Raw genomic sequence first — 13,674 nt, 5'->3', positions numbered from 1 at the left:
TGTTGCGTACGGCGGTTGTGCCGCCCGTCATTTTGGTCGGTTGAAATCGGAGGCGCCGCACGCCGTATGTTTACTTGCCACTATGTGAATTATTCTACAACGCCTTTTTCGCGCCGTCAAGGCTTTTGGACAATAAAGGTAAAAGAGCTTTGTCGGAATACAACCGCACGAGATGGTCGCACTTGAGGCGGGACCGAAAACGGCTGTCTGGGCCTATATGTCCTATATGTCGCATTGGTCCCATCTGGCGGACGCCTACCCCAGCGCCAAGCGCGATAGCAGGGCAGGACGCTTGCTGAAATGCTATAGATAGGCCTTGTGCGGTTCGGAACCGGAGCATTGCGCACAGCCAAGCGCCGCTACTCCGCTTGCCGGCCACGCGTGTCTGGGCCTATATGTCCTATATGTCGCATTGGTCCCATCTGGCGGACGCCTACCCCAGCGCCAAGCGCGATAGCAGCGCGGGCGTCGCTTCGGCGGACCGATCCGCGCCGAACAGCAGGAAGCCGATACGACTGCGCCGTATAATCGGACCGGAGATTGATGCATGGCGACTTTGACCGCGCAGAAAAACACGGAAGAACCGGGACGCATCCGTCCGGCTGAATACGCTGCGCGGCGCGACGCGGTGCGCACCGCCGTGGCGCCATGGCCGGCTGTCTTCCGTGGTGTGGCGGCAGACGAGACGCTGGATGGAGCACTGCCGGGTATGCTCCAGAATAGCGTTATGGAGTACCTAACAGGCGTCGACACGCCCGACACGTGGCTCTTGATATTGCCGGCCGGCGCCGATACGCGCAAGCTGAGCAGGCAGTTGCCGGCAGCCGTCCGCGAGGTCATCTTTCTACCGGGCGCCAGCGCTGCAGCGGAGCAGTGGACCGGACCGCAACTCTCGCCGGGTAAATCCGCGTCCGCCGCTACAGGCATTGAACATTCGCTCGACTCGAGCTCCATCTGGGCCGTGCTTCAGGCCCTGGCCGCTCAATATGAGACGCTGGCCACGGTTACGCCCTTCGGTCCGCACGCCAACCTGACACGCGAATTCGCCATGATGCGCCGCACTACGGAAATCGCACCGGTGGTTCGCTGGCGCGACGCCACCACAACCTTGACGGAGCTGCGCAAGCTGAAGTCATCCGCGGAAGTTGCGCTGATCGAGCGAGCGGTGGCCATCACCGGTGAAGCGCACCGGGCCGTTGTGCAGGAGCTTGCAGCCAAAAGCGTATCCAATGAAGCCGAACTGGATGGCCTGATCTACTCCACCTACCGGCGCCACAACGCCTGGCCGGCCTTTCCGTCCATCGTCGGCAGTGGCCGAAACGGCACAGTGCTCCACTACCACAGGAACGATGCGCCGCTGCAGGACGGCGACCTGCTTGTTCTGGATATTGGCGCCCGCTTCCACGGGTACTGTGGCGACGTGACGCGAACATGGCCAATCTCGGGCCGTTTTACGCCGCGGCAGCGAGAGTTGTACAGCCTCGTCGCCGAGGCCCATCGGCGCGTCGTTGGGAGTGCGGTGGCCGGAATCGACAGCCCTCTCGACCTGGAGGATCGGTGTAAGGAGTTCTACCGCGAATCGGGCCTCCGGGCAGAGAATGCCTCGGGCGAAAAACAGACACTGGATAGGTTTCTGCCACATGGCATTTGCCATCACCTCGGCGTGCAGGTGCACGACCCGGGCGCTCGCACCGACGCCCTCTATCCAGGCGCCGTGGTAACCATCGAACCCGGGCTGTACCTGCCGCGGGAACGCATTGGAATCCGCCTTGAGGATGACTACCTGGTGACGCAGTCCGGCCTGCAGCGGCTTGGGCCGCCTCTGCCGATTGCACCCGACGAGGTGGAGCGGATGTTTGCCTGATCGCCTGACGGGCCCGGGCTAAAACTCCGCGGAGCCGGGCGCCCGTGGAAACGGGATCACGTCCCGGATGTTCGCCATTCCGGTGAGATAGAGCATCAGCCGCTCAAACCCCAACCCAAAGCCGGCATGCGGCGCAGATCCGTACTTGCGGAGCTCCAGATACCACCAGTAAGCCCGCTCGTCCAGGCCTGCCTGCCGGATCTTCTCCAGAAGCACGTCATACCGCTCCTCGCGTTGGCTTCCGCCGATGATTTCGCCGATTCGTGGTGCCAGCACATCCATGGCCCGCACCGTGCGTCCATCGTCGTTGGCACGCATGTAAAACGCCTTGATCTCCCTGGGATAATCGGTAACGATCACCGGACGTTTGCACACCTCCTCGGTGAGGTACCGCTCGTGCTCACTTTGCAGATCGGCGCCCCAATGGGCCGGAAACTCCCAGTTGCGGCCACTGGCTGCCAGCAGCTCCACAGCCTGTGTGTAGGTGAGGCGCTCGAATGTCGACTCGGCTACGTGGCGGACGGTGTCCAGCACACCTGGGCAGATGCGCTGATCAAAGAACTCCAGATCGGGCAGGCACGAATCCAGCACGTACTGCAGAACCCACCGCAGACACTCTTCCGCGAGTTCGGCATCACCATCCAGGTCGCAAAAGGCCATCTCCGGCTCAATCATCCAGAACTCGGCCAGGTGCCGTGGAGTGTTGGAGTTTTCCGCCCGGAACGTAGGCCCGAAAGTGTAGACGTTGGTAAAGGCCAGCGCAAAAATCTCCGCCTCCAACTGGCCGCTGACGGTGAGCCACGCCGGTTTACCGAAAAAGTCGCGACCGTAATCCACCGAGCCGGCCCCGGCCTCGCGGGGAACGTTCAAAAGGTCCAGGGTGGTAACGCCGAACATGGCGCCGGCGCCCTCGCAATCGGAAGTTGAAATGATAGGCGTCTGCACGTACAAAAAACCGCGATCCTGAAAAAACCGGTGGATACCTGCGGCCAGCGCGTTTCGAACCCGAAATACGGAGCCAAAGGTGTTGGAGCGTGTGCGCAGGTGGGCAATCTCGCGCAGAAACTCCATGGTGTGCCCTTTTTTCTGGAGCGGGTACGTTGTCGGGTCGGCCGGCCCAACCACGCTCAGCGAAGAGGCGCGCAGCTCAACTCGCTGGCCACCGGATGGCGAGTTCACCAGTTCACCGGTAACCACAACAGCTGCGCCGGTGGTGAGGCTCCGAAGCTCTTCCTGCTGCTCGAATCCGCGCTCGAAAACCACCTGCAGGTGCCGCGCCGTGCTGCCATCACTCAACTGCGCAAAGCTCACATCTTTGCTGTCGCGCCGTGTTCGCACCCACCCATGCGCCGTTACAATCGCTCCAGGCTGCGCACTCAGGATGCCGCTGATCGTCTCACTTTTGCGAATCATCACCGTTCTCTCTTACGGTCGCAGCCAGTCAGCCGCCGATCTTCAGCACACTCAGGAAGGCCTCCTGCGGAATCTCGATGCTGCCTACCTGCTTCATCCGCTTCTTGCCCTCTTTCTGCTTCTCCATCAGCTTGCGCTTACGCGTAATGTCACCGCCGTAACACTTTGCAATCACGTTTTTGCGGAAGGGCTTGACCGTTTCGGCGGCTATCACCTTGCCGCCGATTGCGGCCTGTATCCGCACCTCGAACTGCTGGCGCGGCACCACCTCGCGCAACTTCTCAGCAAACTGCCGCCCGCGCCCGTACGCCTTGTCACGATGGGTGATAAACGAAAGCGCATCCACGGGCTCCCCGTTAAGCAGGATGTCGATCTTCACCAGGTTCGATTCCAGATACTCCGCCGGCTCATAATCAAACGAGGCGTAGCCGCGAGTTCTCGACTTCAGTTGATCAAAGAAGTCCATCAGTATCTCGGCCATCGGGAGTTCGTAGCTCAACATCACGCGGTCCGTGGCGGGATACTCCATCTTTTTGAATACGCCGCGGCGATCGCGGCAAAGATCCATAATCGTGCCCACATACTCCTTGGGCATCAGTATCGTCGCCGCCACGAACGGCTCCTCGAGCCGCGTGATCCCGGTGGGATTCGGAAAGTGCGCCGGATTGTCGATCTCCAGCACCTTCTGATCGGTGCGATAGATTCGGTAGATCACGGATGGCGATGTTGCTATGAGCGCTAACTCAAACTCGCGCTCCAGCCGCTCCTGCACAATCTCCATGTGCAGAAGTCCCAGGAAGCCGCAGCGATAGCCGAAACCCAGTGCGGCGGAAGTTTCCGGCTCGAATGAGAGCGCAGCGTCATTCAACTGCAGTCTCTGCAGCGCCTCCTTCAGGTCTGGGTAATCGGCGCCATCCACGGGGTAGAGGCCGCAAAACACCATGGGCTTTGCCGTGCGGTAGCCGGGCAGCGGCTGCACGTCGCGATTTCCGGCCTCCGTGATCGTGTCACCCACCTGGGCATCGCCGATCGTCTTGACTCCGGCAGCCACAAAGCCAACCTCGCCGGTATTGATGCGCCGGCCGATCACTCGCTCCGGAGCAAACGTTCCCACCTCGTCAACCTCAAACTCGGCGCCGGATGCGGCGAAGCGAATACGCTGTCCCGTCTCCAGGGCGCCATCGACCACACGGACGTAGCACACGACACCCAGATAGGCATCGAACTTGCTGTCGAAGATCAGGGCGCGAAGGGGCGCAACCGGATTCCCGGATGGAGGCGGAATGCGGTGCACAATCGCTTCTAGGATCTCGGGGATTCCCACACCCTGTTTGGCGCTGGCGAGTATGGCATCGGACGCGTCGAGCGTCAGCACGTTCTCGATCTCTTCCCGAACGCGCTCCGGGTCTGCGGCAGGCAGGTCTATCTTGTTGATGACCGGAATAAGGGCTAGATGATGCTGATACGCAAGATTCACGTTCGCGAGGGTTTGCGCCTCAACTCCCTGCGCGGCATCCACAACCAGCAGGGCACCCTCGCAGGCTGCCAAAGAGCGTGAAACCTCATACGTAAAATCTACGTGACCCGGCGTGTCGATGAGGTTGAACTGGTATTCCAGGCCGTCAAGCGCGGTATAACGCAGCCGTACCGCAGTCATCTTGATGGTGATGCCGCGCTCGCGCTCCAAATCCATCGTATCCAGCATCTGCGCCTGCATAGCGCGCTGGCTAATGGTGTTGGTCGTCTCCAGAAGCCGGTCGGCAAGAGTGGACTTGCCATGATCCACGTGCGCGATAATGCAAAAGTTCCGGATACCGGCCTGCGGAGAATTGTGACTCATGGAAGCGTTAGGTCCTCAGTATAGCATACCGCCCGCGCACGCTGGCGAGGGATTGAGCCGATGCCCGAAGTAGCCGACCGCATGCACCACCCGGAGTTTCTCACCGGCGTTATCGCCCCGATGTTCACGCCTGTGGACCGCTCCGGCCAACTGAGCCTGCCCGGTATCCACGGCATGGTGGACTACCTGGCGCGTACTGGAGCAGTCAACACGATCTTTGCGCGGAGCGGCATGGGCCAGATGTACAGCTTCACCGCCACCGAGGCCGTGATACTGGCCGAAACAACCCTTGCAGCCGCCAACGGGCGAGTCAATGTAATCGCCGGGGCATCAGGCATACGGACCGATAAGATCGCGCGCGGCGGGCCGGCATGCGTTCCGGAGCGATACCTTGAGCAGGCTGTGCGCCTTACGCAGAAGATGGAGCATCTGGGCATACAAGCCGCTGTGCACGTGATGCCTGAGGCCTACACACCGCGGGAAGGCGAGACGACGGAAGATGCCTACTACCGCTACTTCCGTTCCGTCCATGATGCTACGAATATCCCTTTGGTGATCTACCAGCCTGGTTCTATCCGGGCCGAAAATCGGATGACCACCGCTCTGTTGTCGCGGCTGCTGGAGCTTCCACGGATCGCCGGCATGAAGGTTTCGACCTCCAGCGATGACGTTTTCGTCCCGCTCGCCGATTCCACTCGCGGCAGCTCGTTTTCTCTCATCGCGGGAGATGAGACCTACTATCTGAAAGCGCTGCAGCAGGGCGCCTGTGGTGTAATCGGTGAAGGCTGCAATATGTGGCCATGGATACTGCGCGGCCTGGCGGAACGCTTCCGAGCGGGTGATCTGGAGGGAGCGCGCCGCGCCGAGGCAGATGTTGCCGCCGCGCTCCGCGTGGGCGCCGGCCACGACCATACGGTTTTGTGGAAACAGGTGATGATGACGCGTGGAGGCGCCTTTGAACCGTTTGATCGGAATGGTGCGGCGCCTGCCGATCCGGATAGAGTGAGCCGAGCCGCGGTCGATATCCAGCGGCTGGTTGCGCCCTGGCTTTCGGCTGACTGACCCACGATGCGAGCACGACAGACGCGAATACCGATCGAGGCGCCTTCCGGCGCAGCCGGCACAGCTTCGCTGACCGGAACCATCGAGCGCGTCACCTTCCATTCCGAAGATACCGGCTTTACCGTATGCAAGCTGGCGGTTCCGGGCAGAAATGACCTGGTTACGGTGGTCGGCACTTTTCAGAACCCTGTGATCGGTGAGTCGGTGGAGTGCGACGGCCGATGGACATCGCACAAGGATTACGGGCAGCAGTTCTCAGTTGACTCTTACCGGTTGGTGCGCCCCTCCACCGTTTTCGCCATTGAGAGGTACCTGGGGTCCGGCTTGATCCACGGTGTCGGCCAGGTGATGGCAAAACGGTTGGTCGCGCGGTTTGGTGTTGACACGCTGGATGTGATTGAGAACGAACCGGACCGGCTTACCGAAGTGGAGGGCGTGGGCGCGGCACGCGCCGAAAGCATCCTCAGCGCGTGGGCGGAGCAGCGTGAAATTCGCGAACTGATGCTCTTCCTGCAGGAGTATGAGGTGTCGCCCGCGCTGGCGGTTCGGATATTCCGCCAGTACGGCACATCATCGATCTCCGTGGTGACACGGAATCCATTCGTTCTGGCCCGCGACATCCGCGGCATCGGGTTTAAGACGGCCGACACCATTGCGCGAAAAATGGGTATGCCGCCAGACAGTCCGGATCGGATAGCGGCCGGCCTGCTCTACACGCTCTCCGAAGCGACCAACGACGGACACCTGTTTCTGCCGGAACCCAAACTGGCGATGGATGCTGCCGCCCTCCTGGGTTTGGAGGTTGCGGCCGTCAGCCCGCCGCTGCGCGATCTCATCGACAGGAATGAGGTGGTTGTGTCGGCAATCGGACGGGTGGATGGCGCACTCCGCGCGGTCTACCATCCACTGCTGTTTGCGGCCGAGACCAGCCTGGCCGCTGAGTTCGGCCGGCGCCTGCTGGAGGCGCCTACCAGGACGATCTCTCGTGAGAAGCTGGATGCCTGGCTGGCCCGGCAGACGGCCAGGATGGGAATCGAGCTATCGGCGGAGCAGCACGATGCCGTGGCGTTGACGCTCCAGCATCCCATCACGATTATCACAGGAGGGCCGGGCACCGGAAAAACCACCGTAACCAACCTGGTGGCCGCGGCGCTCGAGGCACAACACAAAAAGGTGGTTCTGCTGTCACCCACAGGTCGGGCCGCGCGACGGCTCCAGGAGGTGACACACCGGCACGCACAGACCATCCACATGGCGCTAAAGTTCGATCCGGCCACATTCGGTTTTCTGCGAGATGAAGAGCATCCGATCGCCTGCGACGCTGTGATTGTGGACGAGGTTTCCATGCTGGATACCGAGTTGGCGACCAGCCTTATGAAGGCGATTCCGCGCACCGCGCAGATTGTGCTGGTCGGCGATGCCGATCAACTGCCATCGGTTGGTCCGGGAAACGTACTGGCAGATCTGCTGTCGTGCGGCAGAATCGCCTCGGTTCAGCTCACACACGTCTTTCGTCAGGCGGCCCGCAGCCTGATCGTAACCAATGCCCACCGCGTGCGTCAGGGTGAGTTTCCCGTGCTGGTGGCGCCGCGCGACCGGGCCGAGAACAACTGCGTATGGGTTGAGGTGGATGAGGCGGAAGAGGGGCCGGAGCAGGTTGTGGCGCTTGCGCGCACTTCTCTCCCGAACCTCGGTTTCGCACGTGAGGAGATACAGGTACTTTCGGCGATGCACCGAGGAGATTTGGGTGTGGCCCATCTGAACGCGCAGCTTCAGCAGGCGCTCAATCCGCCCGCGTCGGACCGGCTGGAGCTTGGGCTCGGCACACGCACGTTCCGCGCCGGCGACCGCGTAATCCAAACCGTGAACAACTACGACAAAGGCGTGTTCAACGGCGATATCGGCACGATCGTCGGCATCGACGCGGAACGCCGCTCATTGTCGGTGCAGTTCAACGATAGGCCTGTAGAGTATCTGTTCGCCGATTGTGGTGACCTTCAGCTGGCGTATGCTCTCAGCATTCACAAAAGCCAGGGCAGTGAATATCCCGCGGTGATCCTGGTCATCCACAGCAGCCACTACGTGATGCTGCAGCGAAACCTGCTCTATACCGGGCTGACGAGGGCACGAAAGCTGTGCGTGCTTGTCGGCAACAAGCGGGCCATCTCACGCGCGGTGCGAAACGCCGACGTTACCGAACGGTTTACGATGCTGGCGGAACGCGTGCGCCGCTATCCCGAGATGGTTGGCGTGGGATGACGGGGGCGGCAACGCACAGCGGCTGTCCCACACGAAGGCCCGCGGCCGCTCTTCAGTTCACGCATGCATAGACCGGAACGACGAGCGCGACGCGGCCGCTACGCCTCAGCACGTCCACGCGCGTCCGGAGCTCACCAGCGGGTGCGCGCCGGCTAACCGTTATGGTAACCTCAGCGTGCGCCCGAGCGTGCCAAGCCGCACGTGAACGAACGGATTCGGCGACCTGACGGCGCTGAGGGTCACGGCAACTCGACCACGCTGGCCGCCGTCGAAGCGATGGCGTGAACAATTGCAGCTACCGGCTTGCACCCTCGGCCGGCTTAATTCAGCCCGTCGCCATCGGGCCTATGCAATGCAACGCGCACGCTGTTCTCCACAAACCGTGAGATGGCTTCTTCCTGCGCGGCGATGGCGATTTGGCCCCGAAGTTCGGATATCCTGCGGCGCCACAGCTTTTGGGCCGAAGCGTCGAGTGCCTGCGCCAACTCGGTCTGCAATCCGGCAAGGCGCTGTTCCAGCACCTCACGCCAGCCGGCAATCTCTGCCGCACGAGGATTTGTGCCCAACACCTCGTCCACCAGCGCCTCTTCGTCGAAAGGCGCCTGCGCGCCCGCGGTCAACTCTTCGTCGTCGTACTCCTCTTCCATCAAATGGGCCCGAGCGGGGTGCAGAGGGGGTTAATGCAATCCGACGGGACTCAGCAGCTGGCTGAGATCGGCGAAGCCGAGCGGTACCGTGGACACCTTGCGTTTGATGCGCGCCAGAGCATTATCCACAGACTTGGTTTTGCAGCGCAGTTCGTCGGCAATCTCGCGATACGACTTGCCCAGTTGGTACCCGGCCAGCACCCGCCACTCGAATTCGGATAGCATCTGCTGCAGCATTTCGTGCAGAACCCGCGTATCCTCGCCTTCAATCAACAAGTCTTCAGGGTCCTGCGATTCGGTGCAGGGGATGATGTCCGACAGGTTCCAATCGGTTCCGGTGTCGTCGTTGGAACTTTCCAGCGACAGCGAGGTGTTCAGCGGCATCTGTTTCTGGCGGGTAGCGGTCTTGATCGCTGTGATGATGTGCCGTTGAATGCAGACCTTGGCAAACGCGGGAAACGAGATCGCCTTGTCGCTGCGAAAGTCGATGATCGCCTGCCACAAGCCGATCATGCCCACCTGCAGCAGATCCTCCTTTTCCGCGCCGACAAGGAAGTACGATTTCACCTTGGTCCGCACCAGGTTCCGGTACTTGTACAGCAGGAATTCGGAGGCGGATTCGTCGCCTCGCTGTGCTCGTTCTACCACGTCACGGTCAGCAAGATCCGTGAACTTGACATGAACCGTCGAGGCATGTGAATGAAGTTCAACGATCACTCTGGAACCTCTTGCAGCCACAGACATAGCAGGTGCGCGCCATCACAGAGATTGGAACAATTCAGCGGCGCCAACGGAGGAACACTGGCGGCTGACCTGGATGAAATGCGCCTACAAGTGTGTGGTGAATGGAGTGCTGGCCGGTATTATACTGAACTGATAAGCCTATTACAAGGGAACTGCGTAATTTGCCGGAAGAAATTGCCCGCTTTGAGAAAAACCGCGGCATCGGCGCTGGATTGCCGCGACTGAGGCGCCGATGAGTCAACCGCTCGCCTGGCTGAAGGAACTGGTTGCATTACCCGGCCCGCCCGGCGAGGAAGAGGCTGTGCGCGGATGGATCTCTGCGCAGGTTGCTGAACTCGGCTTCGATTCTCGCTGCGATGCAAAAGGCAACCTTCTGGTGGATGTCTCGCCGCCGGGGTCAGTGGGCCCTACCATCCTTGTGACGGCGCATCTGGACGAGATCGCGCTGATGGTGACGCGCGTTGAGGACGATGGAACGTTGAAGGTGGCCGCCACCGGCGGCGCCTATCCATGGAAGTGGGGCGAGGGACCGGTGCAGATCCTGGCGCCACAAGGGCCGATAGATGCCATCCTCTCGTTTGGAAGCATCCACACAAATGCCGAGGACAGCCCGGCTGAGCACGCACGCAGGAATCCACTCACCTGGGACCGCGTCTGGCTGTTCACCGGCCGAACTCACGGACAGCTCGTCGAACTGGGAGTACGACCCGGGCTGCGCGTGGTGCTGGGCCCATCCAGACGTTCGGTTACGGAGTTCGCGGGGTGCGTGGCATCCTGTTTCCTCGACGACCGCGCAGATTTGGTGTCCTGGCTGCTTCTGCTGAATCGTCTGCGAGAGGCGCCGGCCGCCGGACGACTCGTTTTTGCGGCCACCGCGTCGGAAGAAGTGGGCGGTGACGGCGCACAGTATCTGCTTACACGTCTTCATTGCGACATCTGCGTAGCGCTGGAAATAGCCCCCATTACGCCGGAAGCCCAGTTCGGCGTCGATTCTAACCCGGTTGTGTGGGTGCGCGACGGGTACGCCGCAATGGAGGCCCAGGACGGCGCGATTATCGAGCGGTGCGCCAGCCGGGCCGGTATCGACATTCACTGGCAGTACCTCTCACGCGGCGGCAGTGACGCATCCTGCGCGGCGGCCCGCGGGTTGGTTGCACGGCCTGTTACGCTGGGCATGCCCGTGGAGAACTCGCACGGTTTCGAGATAATGCATGCCGATGCGCCGGAGCGGTTGGCGGCTTTGGCGCACGCCTACCTGCTGGCTGTTGGCTCGGTGGCGGCGCCGGGCGGCGTTGAAGCCTGAGCGGGTGGTCGGCTGATCACATCCGGCCGCGAGTCTGCCGCCTGTGGCCGGGACTCACGGTTGCCGACGGCCTGGCGATGCCGATCGATCCGTGCTTTGTGAGGCTCGTGGTCGTAACGCTCAGCGTCGAGTGAGGAGATGCAAAGGTAATCGCGACCTGCCCAGGTGGGTCCATGCGCATCCATCTGGCGCCGTGCCGCCCCCCTGCCTGACAAATGCACGTGCGCGGCGCGGAACTTTGGTCTGCCACTCGGCGCCCGCAAACCGCCTATCAGCGCATGCCTTTACCAGTTATCTTCGGAAGAGCTCTCAGGCTCCTCTTCCTCAATCTCAGCCTGAATCGGCGCCTCAGGCTCGGCCGGCGGCTCCTCCGCAGGTTGGGACTCGTCTTGAGCCGGAGCTGCGGCAGCTTTTGCCCGCGGCGCACGCCGCGGTCGAACGGTAGCTTTTGGCGCCGCCTCTTCGGCTTCTGAAGCTGTTTCGACCGGCTGCGCCTCGCTGGTTGCGCCTGGCGTGGCGGTGCCCAGCAGCTCCTGTGCCCGCTCATAAGCAGGCTTGAGCTGGCCGGCCCGTTCGGTCAATTCGCCAAGCGGCACCTTTGGCCGGAGGCTGAACAGGTAGCAAGGCGTTGTGCGAGCCCATGTGCGCAGCGCGTCGAACATCCGCTGCTGGTAGGGATCATACGCGCCGATTCGGAACAGAAGGCGGTTAAAGCGCTGCTGTGTTGCCGCCAGAGCCTCGGCTAGTGGCTGTGCGTCCGCATGAGCCACCTGATCGCGATGGCTCATCCACCAATCAAACACCTCCTGCGCATACGCCATATCCTCATAGCGCGTCGCCGCCTCATTCCACTGGAACGACTCGGCATAGACCTCGGGATCGGTGGCGATCGTGTAGTCTTCATCGCCGACCTGCTTGAGCAGGTCTATGATGTCGGCAACGGCAGACGCTGCCCGGGCAGCCAGGTCGGGATCGTTTTCGGTAGCGTACCGCCGTGCACGGCAAGCCACGGCCCGGAGCCGGAGCAGCTCCGGTCCGGCCAACGTCGCAACGCCGGAGAGCTGCTTACGCCACTCAGCCGCCTCTACCTGAACGCGCGAAACGGCAGCCTCAAGCTCCTCCGGGGTGAGCTCCAAGCGTGGTTCGGAGCGCGGCTCCTGGCGGGGTTCGGATCGCGATTGCGACGGACCGGCCTGCGACCCTGTCCGATGTGGGCGCAGCACCGCCTTCGGCGCCAGGCTGCCCGACTGCGACACCGGCGTCGTTCGCTGGCGTACCGGCGCCTCCATCTCAAGCGATTCCGTGCCGTCGTCGCTGGCTAACGAGACAAGTTCGGGCTGGCCGAGCGCGGCCGCCAGCATTTCGGCAGCGGCGGACCGCATCTCCAACACTTCACCGACGAGACCATCATCGCCAACTGCCTGCGCCGCGCGCAGCAGGTGTGTCAGACGCTCGTACGCCGCCTGCAGAAACTCGCGCCGCCGGGACGCCCGCTGAGCCAGCCGCGCGTGCACGTTGCGGCAGTACTGCTCAAACGCATCCGCGGAGCTTAGCGGAGGAACATCGGAATGCGCGCCGCTCTCGGACCGCGGGTCGGCGGCCTCTTGCGAACGCGGTGGGCGCGATGAACGCCCGGTTGAGCCGGAAGGTCTGGAGCTGGTCATGATAATTTAAAGGGGCGTATTCCACTCAGTTTGGAGCTGCCTAAAGGTCAGAGACTTCACGTGGCCGTCGCCGTGAAGTACATTGTACCGCCTGCCCAGCAGCCAGCCATCTCCGTAGTTTTGAAGGCCGATCTGCTGATCCGACTCGCCACTGCCGTGCCAAATGCCGGAGCCATCCATATAGACGTTCAGGTCGGAAGGGGTCTGAAAACTTGCATCACCAGCATGTAGTACCGCGATCTCGGTCCGATACAGGTAGCTGGTTCCGTACAATTGGAAGCACGACGGCTCGGCGTTCAGCAACTGATGGGTAAAGTCCTCAATGTATATACCCGAGTCGCTTGGGCAGTGAAACACCTCGTGTGATTTGGTGTAGGGGTAGAGCACGTCCGTAAGCCACGGCAGCGTCGGAATCTGCGCTTTGAATGCCGGGTAGGCGTTCCATATCTGAGGCGTCTCGCGATCGGCAGGATCCACGGCGTAGGGATAGAGTTCGTCGTAATCGCTGGAGTACATGGCAAAAGCCAGCCCACACTGGTGCATGTTGCTGAGGCATACGGTCTTGCGAGCAGCCGCACGGGCCGCCGCAAATACCGGAAAGAGCAGCGCCGCCAATATGGCAATAATGGCAATGACAACGAGAAGCTCAATCAAGGTGAACCCCCGCCGCCGGTCGCGGTGACGAGCGAAGCGGTCAAAGTAACGCAATCGAACCATGGATGCTCTTCCGCCCGGCCGCGGTCGTTGCCGGATACCGCCGATGCCACGTTACGATTTCGGTAAGTCGGCAGCCTATTCCTTCTCCAGGGTGTGCCGTGCGTTTCGGTGCCGGCGCCCGGCGGCGATGTTCGGCATATCGGGGTGGCGTCGAGATGCAA

Annotated in this window: 10 protein-coding genes; 4 read left to right on the top strand and 6 right to left on the bottom strand. The window is 61.8% G+C overall.

The window, feature by feature from the left end:
* The first annotated feature begins 547 nt into the window (after positions 1–547).
* Positions 548–1,864, top strand: a complete 1,317-nt coding sequence (locus KGJ62_06340) for an aminopeptidase P N-terminal domain-containing protein (protein ID MDE2126189.1) — start codon at positions 548–550, stop codon at positions 1,862–1,864.
* 18 nt (positions 1,865–1,882) lie between these two features.
* On the opposite strand, the gene asnS is transcribed toward KGJ62_06340, so the two are convergent.
* The gene (gene asnS / locus KGJ62_06335) at positions 1,883–3,277 is read right to left on the bottom strand and encodes an asparagine--tRNA ligase (protein ID MDE2126188.1); all 1,395 of its coding nucleotides are present in this window, start codon (positions 3,275–3,277) and stop codon (positions 1,883–1,885) included.
* A 28-nt stretch (positions 3,278–3,305) separates the two neighbouring features.
* Positions 3,306–5,117 carry a translation elongation factor 4 gene (gene lepA / locus KGJ62_06330; GenBank protein MDE2126187.1) on the bottom strand — a complete coding sequence of 604 codons (1,812 nt, stop codon included), beginning with the start codon at positions 5,115–5,117 and terminating at the stop codon, positions 3,306–3,308.
* Positions 5,118–5,177: 60 nt separating this feature from the next.
* On the opposite strand from lepA, the gene KGJ62_06325 reads away from it, so the two are divergent.
* Together KGJ62_06325 and KGJ62_06320 are read left to right on the top strand one after the other, a co-directional pair.
* Entirely contained in the window at positions 5,178–6,179 is a 1,002-nt protein-coding gene (locus KGJ62_06325; GenBank protein MDE2126186.1) for a dihydrodipicolinate synthase family protein, read from the top strand.
* 6 nt (positions 6,180–6,185) lie between these two features.
* Entirely contained in the window at positions 6,186–8,438 is a 2,253-nt protein-coding gene (locus tag KGJ62_06320; GenBank protein MDE2126185.1) for an ATP-dependent RecD-like DNA helicase, read from the top strand.
* Positions 8,439–8,758: 320 nt separating this feature from the next.
* Here the strand turns inward: KGJ62_06320 and KGJ62_06315 are convergent, their stop codons facing one another.
* Both KGJ62_06315 and sigH read right to left on the bottom strand, forming a co-directional pair.
* Complete coding sequence (locus tag KGJ62_06315) at positions 8,759–9,085, bottom strand: hypothetical protein (GenBank protein MDE2126184.1); 327 nt, start codon at positions 9,083–9,085, stop codon at positions 8,759–8,761.
* A gap of 30 nt (positions 9,086–9,115) precedes the next feature.
* Positions 9,116–9,829 (bottom strand): RNA polymerase sporulation sigma factor SigH, encoded by a 714-nt coding sequence (gene sigH / locus KGJ62_06310; GenBank protein MDE2126183.1) that lies wholly within the window; start codon positions 9,827–9,829, stop codon positions 9,116–9,118.
* A gap of 232 nt (positions 9,830–10,061) precedes the next feature.
* Here sigH and KGJ62_06305 point away from each other — a divergent pair, with 232 nt between their 5' ends.
* On the top strand, positions 10,062–11,132 hold the full coding sequence (locus KGJ62_06305) for a M20/M25/M40 family metallo-hydrolase (GenBank protein ID MDE2126182.1): 1,071 nt from the start codon (positions 10,062–10,064) through the stop codon (positions 11,130–11,132).
* Between the two features lie 284 nt (positions 11,133–11,416).
* Here the strand turns inward: KGJ62_06305 and KGJ62_06300 are convergent, their stop codons facing one another.
* A complete protein-coding gene (locus KGJ62_06300) occupies positions 11,417–12,796 on the bottom strand; it encodes a hypothetical protein (protein ID MDE2126181.1) in 1,380 nt (459 codons plus the stop codon).
* Between the two features lie 6 nt (positions 12,797–12,802).
* Positions 12,803–13,513, bottom strand: coding sequence for a prepilin-type N-terminal cleavage/methylation domain-containing protein (locus KGJ62_06295; GenBank protein MDE2126180.1), 711 nt, complete (start codon positions 13,511–13,513; stop codon positions 12,803–12,805).
* Positions 13,514–13,674 lie beyond the last annotated feature (161 nt).

Source organism: Armatimonadota bacterium, from assembly GCA_028871815.1.
Taxonomy (GTDB): domain Bacteria; phylum Armatimonadota; class Chthonomonadetes; order Chthonomonadales; family Chthonomonadaceae; genus REEB205.
Note: the sequence above shows the minus strand (reverse complement) of the source record. Positions and strands in the feature narration are given on the sequence as shown.